This window comes from Chryseobacterium sp. Tr-659 (assembly GCF_011752975.1).
Lineage (GTDB): Bacteria > Bacteroidota > Bacteroidia > Flavobacteriales > Weeksellaceae > Chryseobacterium.
The window spans coordinates 635,706-655,766 of record NZ_VWWP01000001.1 but is presented as its reverse complement, the minus strand read 5'-3'; the positions used below and the strand labels follow the sequence as shown (position 1 = coordinate 655,766).

Genomic DNA, 20,061 nt, shown 5'->3' with positions numbered 1-20,061 from the left:
AAAAATACATTTATATATAATTATTCTAAATAAAATTAACGTAAAAGAGTTCATAAAAAACCCGCGGTAAACTTTGTTTACCGCGGGTTTGATTTATAATTAAATGTTAGTGTTTACATCAATTATTTCACTTCTTCGAAGTCTGCATCCTGTACATCTTCACCTCCTGCAGTGTTACCTCCAGGGTTTTGAGCTCCTGCACCTGCATCAGCACCCGGCTGTTGACCTGCTGCGTATAACTCTTCAGAAGCTGCCATCCAAGCTGCATCTAACGCTTCAGTTTTAGCTTTTACGTCATCCGCATTTTTAGCTTCGAAAGCTGTTTTCAATTCTCCGTGAGCAGCTTCGATTGCTGCTTTTTTGTCAGCAGAAAGTTTCTCACCGAATTCTTTCAGTTGTTTTTCAGTCTGGAAGATCAATCCGTCAGCTTTGTTGAAAATCTCAACTTCTTCTTTTCTCTTAGCATCCGCTGCAGAGTTTTCCTGAGCTTCTTTTTTCATTCTTTCGATTTCTTCATCAGAAAGACCTGAAGATGCCTGAATTTTAATAGACTGCTCTTTACCAGTTCCTTTGTCTTTAGCAGATACACTTAAGATACCGTTTGCATCAATGTCGAAAGTTACTTCAATTTGAGGAACTCCTCTTGGTGCAGGTGGGATATCTGTAAGATCGAATCTACCGATTTCCTTGTTATCATTGAACATTGGTCTTTCTCCTTGTCCAACTCTGATGCTTACAGCCGGCTGGTTGTCAGAAGCTGTAGAGAATACTTCAGATTTTTTTGTTGGGATTGTAGTATTCGCATCAATTAGTTTAGTGAATACTGACCCCATTGTTTCGATACCTAAAGAAAGCGGAGTAACATCAAGAAGTAATACGTCTTTTACGTCACCTGTTAATACCCCTCCCTGAATAGCTGCACCAATGGCAACAACCTCATCCGGGTTAACTCCTTTAGATGGTTTTTTACCGAAGAATTTTTCAACTTCTTCCTGAATGATCGGGATTCTTGTAGAACCACCTACCAGGATTACTTCGTCAATATCAGAAGTTGATAAACCAGCATCTTTTAATGCTTTAGCAACCGGCTCCATAGATCTTCTTACAAGATCAGCGGATAATTGCTCGAATTTAGCTTTTGTTAAAGTCTTCACTAAGTGTTTAGGACCTGTAGCTGTAGCTGTAATATAAGGTAAATTAATCTCTGTCTGAGGAGAAGAAGATAATTCAATTTTTGCTTTTTCAGCAGCTTCTTTCAATCTTTGAAGAGCAATTGCATCAGCTTTTAAATCTACACCTTCTTCAGCTTTGAACTCATCAGCCATCCAGTTGATGATCACATCATCGAAGTCATCACCTCCTAAGTGCGTATCACCGTTTGTAGATAATACTTCAAATACACCGTCTCCTAAATCAAGGATAGAGATATCAAAAGTACCACCTCCAAGGTCATATACTGCGATCTTCTGATCTTTATGATTTTTATCAAGACCGTAAGCTAGTGCTGCAGCTGTAGGTTCGTTAATAATTCTTTCTACTTTAAGACCAGCAATTTCACCAGCTTCTTTGGTAGCTTGTCTCTGAGCATCGTTGAAGTATGCAGGAACAGTAATTACCGCTCTCGTTACTTCCTGTCCAAGATAATCTTCAGCAGTTTTCTTCATTTTTTGAAGAGTCATTGCAGAAATTTCCTGTGGTGTATATTCTCTGTCGTCGATTTTTACCTTTACGGTATCGTTGGGTCCTTTTACAACTTTATAAGGTACTCTTGCAATCTCACTTCCATCATCTTTAAAATGAGTACCAATAAATCTTTTGATAGAGTATACAGTTTTCGTTGGATTCGTTACAGCCTGTCTTTTTGCAGGATCACCTACTTTTCTTTCACCATCTTCTGTAAAGGCTACGATAGAAGGAGTTGTTCTTTTACCTTCTGCATTCGGGATAACAACAGGGTCTTTACCCTCCATAACAGCAACACAAGAGTTGGTTGTTCCTAAGTCAATTCCAATTATTTTACTCATAATATTTTATATTTTTTCTATTTTTAATTTTAATTTACATTCTCTATTTCACAACATCTGTACCATTCAAAAAATAGTGACAAAATGACATAACAAAAATAAAACCCCGATAAAATCGAGGTTTTTTATGAATCAATATGGAAATATTTTCATTATTTCTTAATAAACTTCATTGATTTTACGAAGTCTTTGCCATTATAAGTTCTTACATAATAAATACCGCTGGCAAAATCTTTCACATCAATTTTATCTGTTTCATTTTTAATAAAGGCTCTTTTCACCAATCTTCCTTCTGCATTGAAGATTTCAACTTCGTTGATGGGTGCCAAAGGAGATGCAATAGAAATATATTGTGTGGTAGGATTCGGGAAAAGATTAATAGAATTTGCCTTCTCTACTTCATTTACAGACAAGAATGAACACGCATTAGAGTTAAGAAGACTTGCTCTTGGGCCTGCCATTGTATTCGTCTTTATTGTTTTCTGATCATTGGTAAAGAATGCCATTTCCGTATCTGTAACATAATCCATAAAATTCATGAACATAGCACCATTTGCTGTAGGTGTACACATGAAAGAGTTATCAGGAAAGACATTTCCACCGTAATGAGCATCATTAGTAGCAGGAGTGTCTGCACAACCATCATCATTATCCGGAGTTCCACAAGCACTGCCGTCTTCTCCCCAAGGGTGCAGCAATCCGAAATAATGTCCAATCTCATGGGTAGCAGTTCTTCCTCCGTTATAAGGAGCAACAGCAGCTCCCGTAGTTCCGAAATATTTATATCCGATTGCCAGCCCATCCTCAGGATATCCGGCAGCATCCGGCAGATAAGCCCATCCTAAATAAGGGCTAGGCATGTTTCCAACCCATATATTCAGATATTTGGTAGGATCCCAGGCAGTAAGCCCTGAAGCCATATAATATTGATTGGCAAAATCAAACCCCGCAGAAACAGATTTTCTTTCTATACCATTGGTCGCAGCACCTGTAGGTGTTTTTGTTGCCATACAAAATGCCAATTCCATATCTGCTGCGTAAGGTTTGAACACCTCTGGAACTACGGAATTAAAATTTGAATTAAGCTTTCTGAAGTCATTATTAAGTACTGCAATTTGTGATGCAATCTGAGCATCAGATATATTTTGTGCTGAACTTCCATATAAAACATGGACTACAACAGGGATCGTAATCACCGTCTGTCCATTTTTTGCTGCTGTTCCGGCAGCATTTTTATCTGTAAGATAATTTCTTAAGTCTTGTTTTTTTGCCAGAGCCTGAGGATTCCTTGCAAAGAACTCTTTCATTTTCATATCCGTTGCACATTCTCTTTGGGCATAAGCGTTAGCCACCAGAAGGCTGGCCGTCAATAGTAAAAGTTTTTTCATTTTAAATTTATAAATAGCCGGCAAATATAAACATTCTTGTAAATAATATGTATAAAAAATGAAAAATCAATAAAAATACACATGAAATAAAATACAAATGTTTATTTTTTCAACACATACAATGAAAATGTATCATAACACAGAGAAATCAGCTGCTTTTTTTGCTGTAATTATCAAGCCAGTACCCTACGTATACCCAAATAGTTCATCACAAAAGGAATAGACACTACTACATTAAATATATAAAAAGCACTGATTATCAACACCATCATTTATAAAAGAATAAATTAATTCACCAATCTTTAAAAATTAATCAAACTTTAACCTAAGAAATAAGGCAGAAACTGTATGAATTAGTATTTTTGATAAAATATACACATTTAGAATGTCAGTACACTTTAATCCACGAGATATTACATGGCTTGCCTTTAATGAAAGGGTTTTACAGGAAGCTATGGACGAAAAAGTTCCTTTACATTTAAGAATACGTTTCCTTGGAATTTTCTCCAACAATTTAGATGAATTTTTCAGAGTACGTGTTGCCGGATTAAAGCGTGCCATGGATTTTAAAGAAAAAGTGATTGCCGAATCTTTTTACCAGCCGCCTACCAAAATTCTCCAGAGAATTAATGAGGTGGTAATGAGGCAGCAACTGAATTTCGACAAAACCTGGAAAAATATCCAGACTGAAATGGCTGACCATAAGGTTTTCATTAAAAATTCCAAAAATCTGACCGTCAAACAAAAAGAATTTGTCAGACAATATTTTGATGAAGTAGTGGAATCCAATGTGATTCCTATTCTTCTCCATGAAAACACACCCATGCCTTATCTGAGAGACAAAAGTCTTTATCTTGGAGTGGCTATGAGGAAAAAAGATTGGCAATATTCCAGCAATTATGCCATTATTGAAATTCCATCCCGTTTTGTAGGAAGGTTCTTGCTGCTGCCAACAGAGGATCCGGAAGAAAAAAATGTGATGCTTCTTGAAGACATCATTACCTTCAACCTTCCGCATATATTTTCTTACTTCGGGTATGATGAATTCGCAGCCAATGCTTTTAAAGTGACAAAAGATGCGGAACTTGATCTGGATAACGATATCCGGACAAATTTCGCAGAAAAGATAGAAAAAGGTCTGAAGAACAGAAGAAAGGGGAAACCTACCCGTTTCGTTTTTGATAAAGATATGGATAAAGCCCTGCTGGAACTCCTTATCAGAAAACTAAATCTAACTAAGAAAGACAGTATCATCCCCGGAGGAAAGATCCATAATTTCAAACATTTCATGGATTTCCCTGATGTTTTTGAAAAGTATGAAAGACCCGTGGAAAGAACTTCTTTTACCCACCAAGCCTTTGAACATGGGGAAAGAGTAACTGATGTGATCTTAAAGGAAGATGTATTATTAACCTTTCCATACCATAAATACAACCCGGTAATTGACCTTCTGCGCGAGGCAGCCATGGATCCGGATGTAAAATCGATACAGATCACGGCTTATCGTCTGGCAAGCAGCTCAAAAATCATTAATGCGCTAATCTATGCTGCAAGAAATGGAAAAGAGGTAACTGTAATGCTGGAACTTCAGGCCAGATTTGATGAAGAATCCAATCTTGAGTGGAAAGAGATGCTGGAACCGGAAGGAATAAACGTTCTTATAGGCCTTCCGAATAAAAAAGTTCATGCCAAACTTTGTGTTATTAAAAAGAGAGCACACAATAAAACTATACAGTACGGATTTGTAAGTACAGGAAATTTCAACGAGAAAACGGCAAGAATTTATGGAGACCATCTCCTACTGACCGCAGACAGAGGTGTCATGGCAGATATCAATAAAGTTTTCAATGTTCTGAAAAAACCAAAGGACGATTTTATTCCGATTTTGAAAACTTGTAAAAATTTATTAGTTTGCCCTCAATTCATGCGTGAAAAGATTGTTCACCACATCGATAAAGAAATTGAAGAAGCCAAAGCAGGAAGGAGAGCGGAAATCATCGTAAAAGTAAATTCTTTAAGCGACAGACTTCTGATCGAAAAACTTTATGAAGCAGCTAAAATTGGTGTCATTATCAAACTTATTGTAAGAGGAATTTATTGTGCTGTAAATCAAAAAGATTTCAAAGAAAAAATAAAAGCAATAAGTATTGTAGATGAATATCTTGAGCACGCCAGAGTGATGTATTTTTACAATAAAGGCGCTGAAGATATGTATATTTCTTCTGCCGACTGGATGACCAGAAACCTTGACTACAGGATTGAAGCAGCCGCCAAAATAACCGATAAAAACCTTAAGAAAGAATTAAAAGATATCTTGGACATTCAACTTAGAGACAATGTAAAAGCAAGAATCCTGGATAAAAGACTGAGTAATGAATATGTAAGAAATGATAAAAAAGAATGCCGTTCACAAATCGAAACCTATAAATATTTAAAAGCTAAAACAAGCAAAAAATGAAGATAGCAGCGATAGACATAGGAAGTAATGCAGCCCGCCTTCTTATCAATGAAGTAAAAGTAAACAACAGAAAACCTGAATTCATCAAACTCAACCTATTGAGAATTCCCCTCAGGTTGGGAATGGATGTTTTCACCATCGGAAAAATAGGTCCAGAAAGAGAAAAAATGGTCATCGATTCTATGAAAATCTTCAGTGACCTGATGAAAATATATAAAGTAGACCATTACAGGGCCTGCGCTACAAGTGCTATGCGTGACGCTTCCAACGGGAACGAAATCATTAGCCAGGTAAAGGAAACTTCGGGCATCAATATCGAAATCATCTCCGGTGATGAAGAGGCTACTTTAATCTATGAAAACCATGTCGCAGAAGGCCTGGACAAAGAATTTGCCTATTTATACATTGACGTGGGTGGAGGTTCTACTGAGCTTACCTTTTACGAAAACGGAAAAATGATCTATGAAAGGTCATTCAACATAGGAACCATCCGCCTTCTCAACAATCTTGTCTCTACAGATAACTGGAAAGAGATGAAAGATGAGGTTAAAAAAAATATTTTAAGCAAAAAACCAATTGTAGCTATTGGTTCGGGAGGAAATATCAATAAAGTATTCTCCATGAGCAAGACCAAAGACGGAAAACCCATGTCTTTATCTCATCTGAAAAAGGTTTATAAAGAGTTCAACGAGCTCTCCGTAGAGGAAAGAATGACCAATTATAACCTTAGAGAAGACCGCGCTGATGTATTGGTTCATGCCCTGAATATTTTCAACAATGTTATGTCCTGGTCTGAAATCAACAGGATATTTGTTCCTAAAATCTCAGTTGCAGATGGACTGATCCATAATATTTACAGCCAGCTGCAGCATAGAAAGTAAGAGTATAATATTGAAAACCAGCCATTCATTGTGTTGGTTTTTTTTGAGCTTTCCTGATACTTTCACCCTTTAAATAGATATCTCCTCATTACAGAACTCATTCATTGTTTAGATCATTTGTGGCATTCGTGAATTTATTAGTGACATTTGTATTAAAAAAGGCGAACAAAGCAATGCAATCTCAATTGAGTCATATTCGAAATTCAGTTTATGTTTAGAATTTATTTTTAATTTTTCACATAAAGTTTCCATCTTTTTTAAAGTAATTCTCTTCTCTCATCCGTCTTACTACTATCAATAGCAAAAACAATGGACTCAATCAAAATAATTATTACGGGAGCTACAGGAATGGTAGGAGAAGGTGTTTTAATGGAATGCCTTGAAAATCCGAATGTTTCTGAGATCCTTAGCATAAGCAGAAAGCCTTCCGGCAAAACCCATCCTAAACTGAAAGAATACCTCATCTCTGATTTTCTGTCACTTGATCTGAATGATGAAAAGCTAAAAGGTTACGATGCCTGTTTTTTCTGTGCCGGAATAAGCAGTGTTGGCATGAATGAAGAGGATTACACCAGAATCACTTACGATACCACTATTCATTTTGCAGAAGCCGTTCTGAACCAGAATCCGGAAATCGTTTTCAACTATGTTTCAGGAGCAAGTACAGACAGTACAGAAAGTGGGAAGCTGATGTGGGCAAGAGTAAAAGGCAGAACAGAAAATGTTTTAAAGAAGATGAATTTCAAAGGGGCCTATAATTTCCGCCCGGGATTTATGAAACCTGTTGACGGTCAATTGAATGTAAAATGGTTCTTCCAACCTATTATTTGGATTTTTCCTGTGTTTTTTCCGTCAAAATCACTAACTTTACATGAAGTGGGTAGAGCAATGATCAATGTCACAAAAAAAGGATACCCTACGTCAACTTTAGAAATCAGAGATATTAAAAATTTATCCATATGAGAGACATGTTAAAAAGAATTGTTCTGGTTATTTTTGTACTCTTGCTTCTGACTGCAGTTTCAGGATATTTCTATATGCAGAAACATCCGCTGGAAGGAAATAAGTCAGGAACGATTTTAAATTTTTCAGGGAAGTCTGCAAAATAACGGCCTCTGTATCTATTTTTGAACATTATTCTATCTTTTATCAGAAATAAACCTATTTTTTAAACATTTCTTAAAATTCCATTAAAATAGTTGCAAAACAGAAAGTTCATTTTTGTATTTATCTAATTGAAGTACAAAATGATCAACAACTACCTATTAAAAGGGTCTGTTATTGCCGCATTCTTTTTTCAGAGCGGACTTTTCGGACAGACACTCATTCATTACTGGAATTTTAACGATAATACCTCCGCAAATTCTGTCACCACTCCCTCTTCTACTATGGTGAACGGCTCACTTGCTGCCATCGCCGGCGGTCCCAGTGTGATAGATTTTGCAAACGGTACGGGACAAAACTTTAATGTTGATAATCTAAATGCCAGAAACGGTGATCCATCCGGAACTCACCTGAGATTCAACAATCCGATTGGAGGTGCATTACAGTTTAATCTTCCCACAACAGGCTACAATAATGTCATCGTTAAATTTACCACAAGAAGATCCGCACAGGGAGCAGGAACACAGACCTGGTCTTATTCTACGGACGGAACTACCTTTATACAGTATCAGACCGTATCTCCTCAGGATGCTAATCCACAGCTGGTAACCTTTGATTTTTCAGCCATTCAGGGAGCTTCCAATAATCCCAATTTTAAATTAAAAGTTGAATTCTCTGCAGCCGGAGGTGGTACCGGAGGAAATAACCGTTTCGATAACTTTACGGTAGATGCTGCTCCTGCCGGCAACGTAGATACCACTCCTCCTACTGTTACCTATCTTCCTGCAAATAATACAAACAATGCCTCAACCACAGTAAAGCCTACTGTTTCTTTCAATGAAAATGTAAGATTAACAGATAATTCTGCGATCAACGATTCTAATGCACAAAATCTTATAGAATTCCGTCTGGGAAATTCTACAGGTGCTCAGGTTCCCTTTACTACTACTTTCAGTAACAATACTATTACTGTTATTCCTACTGCTTCTTTAGCACCGGGGCAAACCTATTATGTTGCCCTTAAACCGAATATGGTGGAAGATTTCAGTGATAATGGTGTGACAGCAGTAACTTCTACCACTTTCACTACTTCCGGAACAACTATTTCTCTGGAGAAAAATTTCATCAAAGTGAATGAAAATGCAGGGAATCTTGCCTTCAAAATCAATGTTTCCAATCCTTCTGCAGCAACTGTTAATCTGGTGGTAAAACCAGCTCCGTTCAGTACGGCAGACAGTAATGATTTTACACTAACCAATCAGACCATCAATATTACGCCTTCTTCAACAAGTTACACAGTTAATATTCCCATCATTGATGATACTCTGGAGGAACAACAGGCTGAATATTTTGTAGTAAGCCTTGAAAACCCAAGCGGAGCTACTATTTCAGGAGATAATTCTGCGACGGTTTATATTGTTGATAATGATAAACCGGCTCCTGTTCCTTCCAACCAGATTCAGTTAAATTATATCGGCAGCTTTGATCCTTCAGGAAACAATAACAGCTCTACGGAAATCGTAGTGCACGATCCCGCAACACAGCGTTTATTTACCATCAGCTCCATTACGGATGTTTTTGATATTATTAATTTCAGTAATCCCACTACTCCAACAGTGATCAAAACTGTGGATATGGCTCCTTACGGCGGCATCACAAGTATTGCTGTTAAAAATGGAATCATCGCCGCAGCATCTCCGAATACCAATCCTCAGTTAAATGGTTCCGTAGTATTCTTTGACATCAATGGTAATTTTCTGAAACAGGTAACTGTAGGAGCTTTACCGGATATGATAACCTTCACCCCTGACGGAACAAAAGTAGTTACAGCCAATGAAGGTGAACCGAATGATGCGTACACGGTAGATCCTGAAGGAACAATCAGCATCATCGATATTTCGGGAGGTATCGGAAATCTTGCGCAAAGCAATGTAACTACTCTTAATTTCAATAATTTTGATTCTCAGCTTGCAACATTAACTGCAACAGGATTAAGAAAAGTAAGAACCAACAATACTCTTTCTCAGGATCTGGAACCTGAATATGTGACCATTAGTGCTGACAGCCAGAAAGCATGGGTAACTCTTCAGGAAAATAATGCAATTGCTGAGGTGAATCTTACCACCAAAACTATTACAGGAATCTGGGGATTAGGTAAAAAAGACATGAGTCTTCCTGGAAACGGCTTTGATGCATCAGATAATAACGGAGAAGTGCTGATTGCCAATTGGCCGGTAAAAGCCTATTATGTTCCGGATGCCGTACAGAACTATAAAGTTGGCGGAACTCAGTATATTGTAACAGCCAACGAAGGTGACGAGAAAGATCTTTCCGGATATAGCGAGAGAACAACTGTAGGAGCCAGTAATTATATTCTTGATCCTGCTATTTTCCCTCATTCATCGATATTAAAAGCATCATACAACCTGGGAAGATTCAGAGTGTCTTCTGCAACCGGAAATACGGACGGAGATCCAGAATTTGAAGAAATGGCTGCTTTGGGAGCTCGTTCATTCTCCATCTTCAATGCAGATACCAAACAAATTGTTTATGATAGTGGTGATCAGTTCGAAAGGTATATCGCAGCTAATCATCCGCTAATTTTTAATGCTGATAATGAATCTAATGCTATTAAGAACAGAAGCCGCGCAAAAGGTCCTGAACCGGAAGGAGTAGCATTAGGAAATATCAACGGGCAAACTTATGCATTCATTACTCTGGAAAGAACCGGAGGGGTTATGGTATATAATATTTCCGATCCTAACAATCCTACCTTCACGGATTATAAACATTCACGTTCTACCTCAGCCTATGGCGGAGACAACGGTCCGGAAGGAATTATCTACATCGCTCCTGAGAATACAACAACCAACAAAGGATATGTGATTATCGCGAATGAGATCAGCGGAACCTTATCAATGTACGAAGTAGCTATGCCTCCTACGCTGGGAACCGGTGAAATAAAGCCTGAACAGACAACTTTCAATATATTCCCGAATCCTGTCAGCAAAGGAAATACATTATACTTCAACAGAAAGCAGGATTATGAATTGTACGATATGTCCGGAAAATTAATTGGAAAAGAAAAGAATGCTTTAACGATAAACACTTCTAACTTATCTGCGGGAGTTTATCTTGTAAAAACTTCGGAAGGCCATCTGAAGAGAGTTATTGTAAAGTAATTAAGATTATATTTTACTACTTATTAAAGCCCCAAATGGGGCTTTTTGTTTATTGATTCTGTAACGCTCTTAATTCTCATCGTGAAATTAATCTTTCATTGAGCAGAAAAGGTTTTAAGAATGATTTAACTTTCAAACCATCAACAAGTATCATTTTATACTTATATTTATCTCCACCAAAAAACAAAATTTAAAATGAAAAATATTAAAACTGCAGGAATTTTCATTCTTTTATTAATGGGAACCGGAACTGCTTTTTCCCAATCAAGAAAAACTGAATCTGCCAACGGAGTAGAGCAATCAGACAACAATAAAAGTGTAAAAGTAGAAGGTGTAGGGCATAAACTCAATTATACACTTAATGGAGGAATTGTTGAGGTTAACGGCGCGGATAACAAAGTAATGATCAAGGGAAGCGCAAAACAGATTTCTATTTCCGGAACCGGCAATAAAGTATATATTGACAAAGTGGATAAAGTCATTCTGGAAGGAGGAGACAACACCGTTTTCTATAAAACTGCAGGAACCAAAACCGGAAAACCAGACACCTCAGCGACCGGAGTTGAAAATAAAGTAATTAAACAATAAAGCTTTGAAAAATATATTCGGCAGAGCACTTGACATTTTTGAACAACACAGAATCATTGTGATATTAAATTAATTTCACCAATCACCAATTTTCCCTTAAAGTATAAACTTCTACCATAATTCTATAACATCGCGGATGATATTCGTTCTAATTTTATCCCGCGAAATGAAAAGAGTTTTTCACATATTGTTTATACTTCTGTACATTGTGGTTTCCTCCGGGTTTACAACCAGCAGACACATATGTAAAGGAAATTCAAGTGAAATTCATGTAGGTCTGAAAAAGCTCTCTGAGCTGGACTGCCCAAAGTGTAAAGCGAATAAACAAAAAAATCATAACGGCTGCTGTAAACTGGAAGTAAAAAAGATCTGCAAAGAGGATAATCTTCCTCATTCTTACAAGAATTCTCCGGTTAAGTTCCTTTCAGCTTCTATTCCTTATTATAATTTAGGGACTGTATTTGATACAGCACCAGCTATCGAACCTGAAAAAAACACTTTTTATTTTGATCCTTCAAAATACCATCTCAACTACCCTTCCCTTTTCATTCTTCATTGCGTTTATAGAATTTAGAATTCATTGAATCATACTTTGATCCCAATAGGGACGACTATTTTTCAATTTTAATTCTAAATATTTTTCTATGAATTTATCATTCAGAGCGCTCATCTTATGGCTGAGCTGCCCTGCCCTGTCTTTTGCCCAGTATACAGGTTTAGAAGACGTACTTCTCAGGGCAGAAAAAAATTATCAGTCCATCAAAAAGAAAGAGCTCCATATACAGGCTTCCAACGAAAGGCTTAAGCTTCATAAAACTTATTATCTTCCGGAAGTTACGATAATGGCTCAGCAAAGTTTCGGAACCATCAATGCCCAAAATGGTCCTATGTACAGCCAGGGCGGACTTGGCGTAGCTTCTACTTCCATGCCTTTGGCAGAACAGAACTGGAATGCTGCATTTGGGAGCCTATATTTAACCAATATCAACTGGAATGTATATACTTTCGGAAAACTTAAAACCAAAGAAAGCATAGAGACTGCCGATACGGAAATTCAGAAAGCAGATCTGAACCAGGAAATCTTTCAGCATCAGATAAAAACCGCGGCAGCTTATTTTAATCTTCTGGTCAGCCAGCGTCTTGAAAATGTACAACACGAAAACCATAAACGTTCGAAAGTCATTTACACCATTGCCCAGGCCAGAGCTAACAGCGGGCTTATTCCCGAAGTAGATGCTTCTCTGGCAAAAGCAGAAATGTCCAGCGCACAAACCGCAATTATTAATGCTAATGACCATGTCCTGGAATACAATAAAAACCTGTCTGATCTTTTGGCAGAGAACTTTACCCGTTATGAGCCTGATCATTATTTCAGTAAAAATATACCCATTTTAATTTCGGAGACCTCAACTCTTGAGAACCATCCCAGTACTCTTTTCATCGCTCAGAAAATTAATAAAAGTAAAAAGCAGGAAGCTTATTTACATACAACAGGACTGCCTTCGCTTTCTCTTTTTGGAGTATTTCAGGGACGCGGATCTGGTTTCGGATGGAATTATGTTCAGGACAATTCTGCTTTTTCACCATCTTATTTAAAAGGAGTTGGTGTAGACAGAATGAACTATATTATGGGATTTAACCTTAGCTGGAACTTAACAGATTTTTATAGAAGCAACTCCAGAGTCAATGAACAAAAGCTACTGACAAAGGCACTGGATTTTGATTATCAACAGCTTCAGCAGGAACTTTATAATCAGCAAAGTCTTTCTGAATTGAAATATAAAAATGCTCTAATCAAGGTTACAGAATCCAAAATTCAAATGGAAGCAGCCACCGAAGCCTTTCAACAACAAAAAGCACTGTATGAAAACGGATTAACCACCATTGTAGATTTCACCCAGGCTCTGTATGCTTTAAACCGTGCCGAAATCAATTATGAAATCGCGCAAAATAATTCATGGCAGGCTGTAGTTCTTATCGCCGCCTCGAAAGGAGATATTTCCGTGATTACAAAAGCAGTTGCCCATTAACTAAAAATTTAAACATGAATCTTATAAAGTTTGCATTACGCAGGCCGATATCTGTAATGGTATTGGTATTGGGGCTGTTGTTTTTCGGAATCAAAGCAGCCAAAGAGGTCAAAGTAGATATTCTTCCGGAAATGAATCTTCCGGTGGTTTATGTAGCCCATTCATTCAACGGGTATACTCCACAGCAAATGGAAGGATATTTTACAAAAATGTACGTAAACATGCTTCTGTTCACCAATGGGATCAAAAGTATTGAATCTAAAAATACCCAGGGACTTACCCTGATGAAGGTTAATTTTTATGAAGGAACCAATATGGGAGAAGCTATTGCACAGATCAATGCTCTTTCTACCCGTTCACAGGTATTTCTTCCACCCGGTGCACCCCCTCCGTTTATTATCCGCTTCGACTCTTCTTCACAGCCTGTAGGACAATTGGTTTTCCGAAGCAATACAAAAACCAATAATGAACTTCAGGATATTGCGAATTTCAATGCGCGTCCTTTTCTGATCGCTATTCCGGGGCTCACCACAGCTCCCCCTTTCGGAGGAAGCCCGCGTACGATAGAAATTAATGTAGATCCACTTAAACTCCGTGCTCATCATCTATCTCCGGAGCAGATAGTGGAAGCAATAAGTCGTAACAATATCACTTCTCCATCCGGAAACGTTTATATTGGGGAAACCAACTATCTTACTCCCACCAACAATACGGTAAAGAAAGTAGAGGAACTTGGAGATATTCCGCTTTTCAAAGGAACAGCTGATAATGTTTACATCCGGGATGTAGCAACGGTAAAAGATGGCGCCGATATCACCACAGGTTATGCTCTTATAGACGGAAAACGGTCTGTATATATCAATATTGCCAAAGCAAGTAATGCTTCTACACTGAAAGTCGTAAACAAGCTGAAAGAATCGATACCGAAAATCCAACGGAATATGCCAGATGATGTACAAATCTCTTATGAATTTGATCAATCCGTTTATATTTCAAATGCATTAAAAAGTCTGGCTGTTGAAGGAATATTGGGAGCTTTGCTTACCGGACTTATGGTAATGCTTTTCCTTAATGACCGCCGGGCAGCTCTTATTGTGATTATGACCATTCCGATATCTATTATTTCCGGAGTCTTGTTTCTGAAATTATTCGGACAGTCCATTAATATTATGTCTTTATCCGGATTAGCTCTGGCTATCGGAATTCTTGTAGATGAAAGTACGGTGACCATTGAAAATATCCATCAGCACTTCGCTATGGGAAAAACAAAAGCTCAGGCGATCTGGGATGCCTGTAAGGAAATTGCGTTTCCAAAACTACTGATCATGCTTTGTATTCTTGCTGTATTTGCTCCGGCATTGATGATGAGCGGTATTCCCGGATCTCTGTTTATGCCTTTAGCTATGGCAATAGGATTTTCTATGATCGTTTCATTTGTCTTATCACAGACCTTCGTTCCGGTAATGGCTAACTGGATGATGAAGCATGATCCGAAAACCTGTGAAAACCATAAACCAAACTGGTTTACTCGCTTTCGTGACCGTTTCACTGCATTTTTATCATCATTGATGAAAAGAAAAAAAACGGTTGTAAGTTTGAGTTTAGCAGCTGTTCTGTGTATCGGAGCAGGGCTTTATCAAATCACGGGGAAAGATGTGCTTCCTTCTGTGAATTCCCGCCAGTTCCAGGTTCGTATTAAAGCAGCAGAAGGAACCCGTATTGAAGTCACAGAAATAAAGGTTAAAAAATTTCTTGAGCATCTTAAAGATAAAGTGGGAAAAGATAATATCGCTATTTCTTCAGTCTTCATCGGCCAGCATCCTTCTACATTTGCAGTAAGCCCCATTTATTTATATAATGCTGGACCGCATGAAGCTTTAATGCAGGTTGCATTAAAAGAATTTAAAGGTAATTCTGATGAATTGAAAGATGAGCTGCGAACCTATTACAAGGAAAAAATGCCTGATCTTCAGATCTCTTTTGAACCCATAGAACTTACAGAAAAGATTCTGAGTCAGGGAGCTAATAATCCTGTTGAAATACGTATCTCAGGAATGATGAAAAAAATGAACCGTATGTATGCAGAAAAGCTTTTAACCAAGCTGAAAGAAATCGAATACATGCGTGATCAGCAAATTCCGCAATCTATGAGCTATCCTGCTTTACAGATCAATATTGACCGGGTAAAAGCAGCACAGCTGGGACTGGATGTACAGGATATTGCCAAGTCACTAGTGACAGCTACAGCTTCCACGCGTTATACGAATAAAAACTTCTGGGTAGGCGGAATGATGGGGATTGCATATGATGTACAGGTACAAACTCCTCAAAATATTCTGAACAGTAAGGAAGAGCTGGCAAGTATTCCGTTGTCTAAAAATTCTGACAGGCCTGTTTTGGGTGATGTAGCTTCCATTACTTCTTCAAAAGAACTTGGTGAGAGTTATAATCTGGGGACCATGGGATATACTACCGTTACGGCAAATATTCACAAAACGGATCTGGAACAGGCCACAAAAGATGTAAAGAAAGCAATTGAATCTTTAGGTGAGCTTCCTAAAGGGATTAATATTGAAATTTCCGGGATGTCTCCGGTTCTGGATGAAACGATGTACAGCCTGTCTTCAGGGCTGCTTATTGCGGCAGCTGTAATTTTTCTGATGCTTGCTGCTACATTTCAGTCTTTCCGGGTATCACTGGTTATTTTAACAACGGTACCGTTTGTGATTGTAGGCTCATTAGCTTTACTGAAAATAACGGGTTCAACCTTGAATCTTCAGTCTTATATGGGACTCATCATGTCGGTTGGTGTTTCTATTGCCAATGCGGTTTTATTGATCAGTAATGCCGAAACAATCAGAAAATCTACAGGTAATGCATTACATGCGGCCATTGAAGCTGCCGGATTACGTATCCGTCCTATTATCATGACCACCCTTGCTATGGCTGCGGGAATGCTTCCAATGGCTATCGGTTTTGGAGAAGGCGGTGATCAGGTATCTCCGTTGGGGCGTGCCGTGATCGGAGGGCTTATTTTTTCCACATTCTCCGTATTGGTTATCCTTCCTTTAGTTTTCGGATGGATACAAAATAGCGCCGGCACTATTTCTCCTTCATTAGATCCTGAAGATGAAGAAAGCATCTATTATTCAAATTCCAACCTATAAATTTTACGTCAATGAAAAACATTTTATATACAGCCGCTCTTCTAGGTCTTTTTATCATTCCAATTTCCTGTAAAAAGGAAAAGGAGGAACTTAAAAAGGAAATGAAGCCTATGATGATGAGCAATATGGAAACTGTTTCCATAAAAAAAAGCAATCCCAAAGTAGAACTGAAGCTTCCCGGAGAACTGGTTCCGGATCAGGAAACGGCTTTATTTGCCAAAGTGCAGAGTTACGTCAAGAAAATCAATGTAGATATTGGTTCTCATGTGAGTGCAGGCCAGGTTCTTATGATCCTTGAAGCTCCTGAAATACAATCTCAGGCAGCCAGTGCTAAAGCCAAATGGCAGGCACAGGAAGCTATTTATGCCTCCACAAAATCCAGTTACGAAAGAATGTACAGAGCAAATGAAACCCGGGGAGCCATTGCAAGAGATGCCCTGGATCAGATGACAGCACGCAAATTATCTGATGAAGCACAGCTTAATGCAGCCAGATCTGCTTACCGTGAGCTTCAGGATATCAACCGGTATCTGGTAATTCGTGCACCTTTCAGTGGTGTGATTACGGAAAGAAATGTAGATCCGGGAGCTTATGTAGGGCCTATGGGCGGAACTCCGCTGATGGTTATTCAGAATACTTCAAAACTTCGTTTAAGTCTATCTGTTCCTGAGGCTAATGTAGCTTATCTGAATGTAGGGGATACCATCGCGTTCAGAATCAATGCCATTCCCGGAAAGAACTTTAAAGCCAGAATATCCAGAAAATCCGGTTCTTTAGACCTTAAGCTTCGTTCGGAGAAAATAGAAGCTGATTTTATTAATCATTCCAGAGAATTAAAATCTTTTATGATTGCAGAGTCCAGCATTCCGCTCCAAAATAGTGAAGCAACATTTTTCATTCCAAGATCATCCCTGGTGGAAAGTAATATGGGAATTTATGTGATTAAAAAAGAAAATGGAAAAGCAAGATTTATCCCTGTTAAAAAAGGAAGAGTTCTGAATGATTCTATCGAAATTTTCGGCGACTTGTCGGAAGGAGATCAGATTTTGAAGAAAGGAAGTGAAGAAATTCTAGAGGGAAGTTTAATTAAATAATATCAACAATGACAACATTAATCAGAAACACATTCATGATCATTTTTAGCGCTGCTGTTTTAACTGCATGTACTAAGGAAAAATCTGAAACAAAAAATACAGAACCTGCAAAAACTCAAAAGATACAGCCGGTATCGCCGGGAAAATATACCAAAGGAGAAAAGGTTCCTAATGAAATGGTTTGTATGGTCAACAACGCCTATATGGGCAAAAAACAGATAGAAGTTCCGCATAATGGCAAAATGTATTACGGCTGCTGTGAAATGTGTGTGGAACGTATTCCTAAAGATAAAAGTTCAAGAGAAGCTATTGATCCGTTCAGTGGAAAGACCGTTGATAAAGCTGATGCTTATATTGTGATGATCAGTGATGAAGGAGAAGTGGCTTATTTTGAAAATGAAGAAAGCTATCAGAAGTTTTTAGCACAGAATTCATAGTTATATTTTTTCTAATATTGTTTTAAAGACCGGAATTCCGGGAGCAATCTGATATTGCTTTTTTACTTCAACCTCATAGGCTTTTGTAGTCTATGAGGTTTATTTATGATATTATTTCAAACAAAAAAGACAGGCTCTATAAAAAAAAGCCTGTCCTCAAAAATATCTCAGATAAATTTTTACTCTACGTTTACTACCTTTTCGATTTCCGGAGCATGCTGCTTGATAGTATTTTCAACTCCTAATTTTAAGGTTGAAAAGTTTAACGAGCATCCGGAGCAGTTACCCAAAAGTTTCACAAAAACCTGATTATCTTTCACATCAATAAGCTCAATATCACCGCCGTCTTTATTCAAAAACGGTCTGATGCTTTCCAGAGCTTCCATTACTCTTGTTACTGTATCTTCGTGCGTTATATTTGTTTCCATATTTTTTCAGTTCAATTCGGTTTTTTCAAATTCTATTGAATGTTACTATTATTTTGCCTTCGGTGAGCATCCTGCCATCGTTGAGATCTTTACAGCTTCAGTAGGAGGAAGATTTTTATTTCTTTCTACCAGACTTTCTACCATTTTTCTGGCAGTTTCTGTATAAATCTCTGCAATTTTAGATCCCTCCTGTAATGCAGCCGGTCTACCAACATCTCCTGCTTCTCTGATGCTTTGGATCAATGGAATTTCTCCTAATACAGGAATTCCCAGATCTTCAGCCAGATATTGTGCTCCCTGGTTTCCAAAGATATAATATTTATTCTCAGGAAGTTCTTCTGGTGTAAAATACGCCATATTTTCAACTAATCCAAGAACCGGAATGTTAATGCTTTCCATCTGGAACATTGCAATTCCTTTTCTAACATCCGCCAATGCAACATGTTGAGGTGTACTAACAATAACTGCACCTGTTACAGGTACTTCCTGAATGATAGACAAGTGAATGTCTCCTGTTCCCGGAGGAAGATCTATCAATAAGAAATCCAATTCTCCCCATGCAGCATCTCTGATCATCTGATTCAATGCTTTTGAAGCCATAGGACCTCTCCAGACTACAGCCTGATTAGCTCCTGAGAAATATCCTATTGAAAGCATTTTCACACCATAATTTTCAATAGGTTTCATCATGCTTTTACCGTTTACTTCTACAGAAATCGGCTTTTCACCTTCCGTATCAAACATGGTTGGTACGGATGGACCGTAAATATCGGCATCCAGCAATCCTACTTTAAAGCCCATTTTAGCTAACGTTACTGCCATATTTGCAGAAACCGTAGATTTACCTACTCCTCCTTTTCCGGAAGCAATTGCGATAATATTTTGAATTCCTGGAATTTGTTTTCCTTTGATCTGACTTTGCTGAATCTCACTAGGTTCCGGAGAAACGATCTTAAGTTTCAGGTGAACATCTTCACCAAACTCACTGGCAAAAGCCTGCTTCATTGCTGCCTCCAATTTTTTCTTTTCGTGCATTGCAGGAGAATGGGCCGTCATGTCAATATAAACATCATTACCCACAATCTGAAGATTATTCACTAAATCATCTACTTCTATCTCTTTAAGGAAATTCTGAACCTTTTCTTTCGTCAACATATATAATATAAATTGTTTACAAATTTACGGATTTTTTCGATAATTTAGAATCAATAAAATCTATAATATCAGGTGATAAATCAGATCGTTAAAAATTTTAATATTCTGTTTTTTATTTTACCATC

General features: G+C 37.9%; 15 protein-coding genes. 11 read left to right on the top strand and 4 right to left on the bottom strand.

Going from position 1 to position 20,061, the window contains the following annotated elements; genetic code table 11:
* Window positions 1-122: 122 nt before the first annotated feature.
* Both dnaK and F3J23_RS02845 read right to left on the bottom strand, forming a co-directional pair.
* Complete coding sequence (gene dnaK, locus F3J23_RS02850) at window positions 123-2,024, bottom strand: molecular chaperone DnaK (RefSeq protein ID WP_167023769.1); 1,902 nt, start codon at window positions 2,022-2,024, stop codon at window positions 123-125.
* 152 nt (window positions 2,025-2,176) lie between these two features.
* Window positions 2,177-3,412 carry a M43 family zinc metalloprotease gene (locus F3J23_RS02845; protein ID WP_167023766.1) on the bottom strand — a complete coding sequence of 412 codons (1,236 nt, stop codon included), beginning with the start codon at window positions 3,410-3,412 and terminating at the stop codon, window positions 2,177-2,179.
* A 385-nt stretch (window positions 3,413-3,797) separates the two neighbouring features.
* Between F3J23_RS02845 and ppk1 the strand changes: the two genes are divergently transcribed.
* The 11 genes from ppk1 to F3J23_RS02790 all read left to right on the top strand — a co-directional run bounded on the left by ppk1 (window position 3,798) and on the right by F3J23_RS02790 (window position 18,353).
* Window positions 3,798-5,870 carry a polyphosphate kinase 1 gene (gene ppk1 / locus F3J23_RS02840; RefSeq protein WP_167023763.1) on the top strand — a complete coding sequence of 691 codons (2,073 nt, stop codon included), beginning with the start codon at window positions 3,798-3,800 and terminating at the stop codon, window positions 5,868-5,870.
* Window positions 5,867-6,751, top strand: a complete 885-nt coding sequence (locus F3J23_RS02835) for an exopolyphosphatase (RefSeq protein WP_167023760.1) — start codon at window positions 5,867-5,869, stop codon at window positions 6,749-6,751. The genes ppk1 and F3J23_RS02835 overlap by 4 nt, the downstream gene beginning before the upstream one ends.
* A 309-nt stretch (window positions 6,752-7,060) precedes the next feature.
* The gene (locus tag F3J23_RS02830) at window positions 7,061-7,714 is read left to right on the top strand and encodes an NAD-dependent epimerase/dehydratase family protein (protein ID WP_167023757.1); all 654 of its coding nucleotides are present in this window, start codon (window positions 7,061-7,063) and stop codon (window positions 7,712-7,714) included.
* Window positions 7,711-7,860, top strand: coding sequence for a hypothetical protein (locus tag F3J23_RS02825; protein WP_167023754.1), 150 nt, complete (start codon window positions 7,711-7,713; stop codon window positions 7,858-7,860). Before F3J23_RS02830 ends, F3J23_RS02825 begins: the two co-directional genes overlap by 4 nt.
* A gap of 138 nt (window positions 7,861-7,998) precedes the next feature.
* Complete coding sequence (locus F3J23_RS02820) at window positions 7,999-11,037, top strand: choice-of-anchor I family protein (protein WP_167023751.1); 3,039 nt, start codon at window positions 7,999-8,001, stop codon at window positions 11,035-11,037.
* A gap of 195 nt (window positions 11,038-11,232) precedes the next feature.
* The gene (locus tag F3J23_RS02815) at window positions 11,233-11,625 is read left to right on the top strand and encodes a DUF3060 domain-containing protein (RefSeq protein WP_167023748.1); all 393 of its coding nucleotides are present in this window, start codon (window positions 11,233-11,235) and stop codon (window positions 11,623-11,625) included.
* Between the two features lie 136 nt (window positions 11,626-11,761).
* Window positions 11,762-12,199: an HYC_CC_PP family protein gene (locus F3J23_RS02810; protein WP_167023745.1), complete on the top strand. Its 438-nt coding sequence runs from the start codon at window positions 11,762-11,764 to the stop codon at window positions 12,197-12,199.
* A gap of 70 nt (window positions 12,200-12,269) precedes the next feature.
* A complete protein-coding gene (locus tag F3J23_RS02805; protein ID WP_167023742.1) occupies window positions 12,270-13,655 on the top strand; it encodes a TolC family protein in 1,386 nt (461 codons plus the stop codon).
* A gap of 14 nt (window positions 13,656-13,669) precedes the next feature.
* On the top strand, window positions 13,670-16,822 hold the full coding sequence (locus tag F3J23_RS02800; RefSeq protein WP_167023739.1) for an efflux RND transporter permease subunit: 3,153 nt from the start codon (window positions 13,670-13,672) through the stop codon (window positions 16,820-16,822).
* A gap of 11 nt (window positions 16,823-16,833) precedes the next feature.
* On the top strand, window positions 16,834-17,916 hold the full coding sequence (locus F3J23_RS02795; RefSeq protein WP_167023736.1) for an efflux RND transporter periplasmic adaptor subunit: 1,083 nt from the start codon (window positions 16,834-16,836) through the stop codon (window positions 17,914-17,916).
* Window positions 17,917-17,924: 8 nt separating this feature from the next.
* Window positions 17,925-18,353: a hypothetical protein gene (locus tag F3J23_RS02790; protein WP_167023733.1), complete on the top strand. Its 429-nt coding sequence runs from the start codon at window positions 17,925-17,927 to the stop codon at window positions 18,351-18,353.
* Window positions 18,354-18,532: 179 nt separating this feature from the next.
* Here F3J23_RS02790 and F3J23_RS02785 read toward each other — a convergent pair whose 3' ends face one another.
* Window positions 18,533-18,781: a NifU family protein gene (locus F3J23_RS02785; protein WP_045500144.1), complete on the bottom strand. Its 249-nt coding sequence runs from the start codon at window positions 18,779-18,781 to the stop codon at window positions 18,533-18,535.
* Window positions 18,782-18,829: 48 nt separating this feature from the next.
* Entirely contained in the window at window positions 18,830-19,936 is a 1,107-nt protein-coding gene (locus F3J23_RS02780) for an Mrp/NBP35 family ATP-binding protein (RefSeq protein ID WP_167023730.1), read from the bottom strand.
* Between the last annotated feature and the right edge of the window lie 125 nt (window positions 19,937-20,061).

Coding starts and splice junctions, on each gene's coding strand:
- dnaK (WP_167023769.1), bottom strand. CDS start 2,024: ATGAGTAAAATAATTGGAATTGACTTAGGAACAACCAACTCTTGTGTT.
- F3J23_RS02845 (WP_167023766.1), bottom strand. CDS start 3,412: ATGAAAAAACTTTTACTATTGACGGCCAGCCTTCTGGTGGCTAACGCT.
- ppk1 (WP_167023763.1), top strand. CDS start 3,798: ATGTCAGTACACTTTAATCCACGAGATATTACATGGCTTGCCTTTAAT.
- F3J23_RS02835 (WP_167023760.1), top strand. CDS start 5,867: ATGAAGATAGCAGCGATAGACATAGGAAGTAATGCAGCCCGCCTTCTT.
- F3J23_RS02830 (WP_167023757.1), top strand. CDS start 7,061: ATGGACTCAATCAAAATAATTATTACGGGAGCTACAGGAATGGTAGGA.
- F3J23_RS02825 (WP_167023754.1), top strand. CDS start 7,711: ATGAGAGACATGTTAAAAAGAATTGTTCTGGTTATTTTTGTACTCTTG.
- F3J23_RS02820 (WP_167023751.1), top strand. CDS start 7,999: ATGATCAACAACTACCTATTAAAAGGGTCTGTTATTGCCGCATTCTTT.
- F3J23_RS02815 (WP_167023748.1), top strand. CDS start 11,233: ATGAAAAATATTAAAACTGCAGGAATTTTCATTCTTTTATTAATGGGA.
- F3J23_RS02810 (WP_167023745.1), top strand. CDS start 11,762: ATGATATTCGTTCTAATTTTATCCCGCGAAATGAAAAGAGTTTTTCAC.
- F3J23_RS02805 (WP_167023742.1), top strand. CDS start 12,270: ATGAATTTATCATTCAGAGCGCTCATCTTATGGCTGAGCTGCCCTGCC.
- F3J23_RS02800 (WP_167023739.1), top strand. CDS start 13,670: ATGAATCTTATAAAGTTTGCATTACGCAGGCCGATATCTGTAATGGTA.
- F3J23_RS02795 (WP_167023736.1), top strand. CDS start 16,834: ATGAAAAACATTTTATATACAGCCGCTCTTCTAGGTCTTTTTATCATT.
- F3J23_RS02790 (WP_167023733.1), top strand. CDS start 17,925: ATGACAACATTAATCAGAAACACATTCATGATCATTTTTAGCGCTGCT.
- F3J23_RS02785 (WP_045500144.1), bottom strand. CDS start 18,781: ATGGAAACAAATATAACGCACGAAGATACAGTAACAAGAGTAATGGAA.
- F3J23_RS02780 (WP_167023730.1), bottom strand. CDS start 19,936: ATGTTGACGAAAGAAAAGGTTCAGAATTTCCTTAAAGAGATAGAAGTA.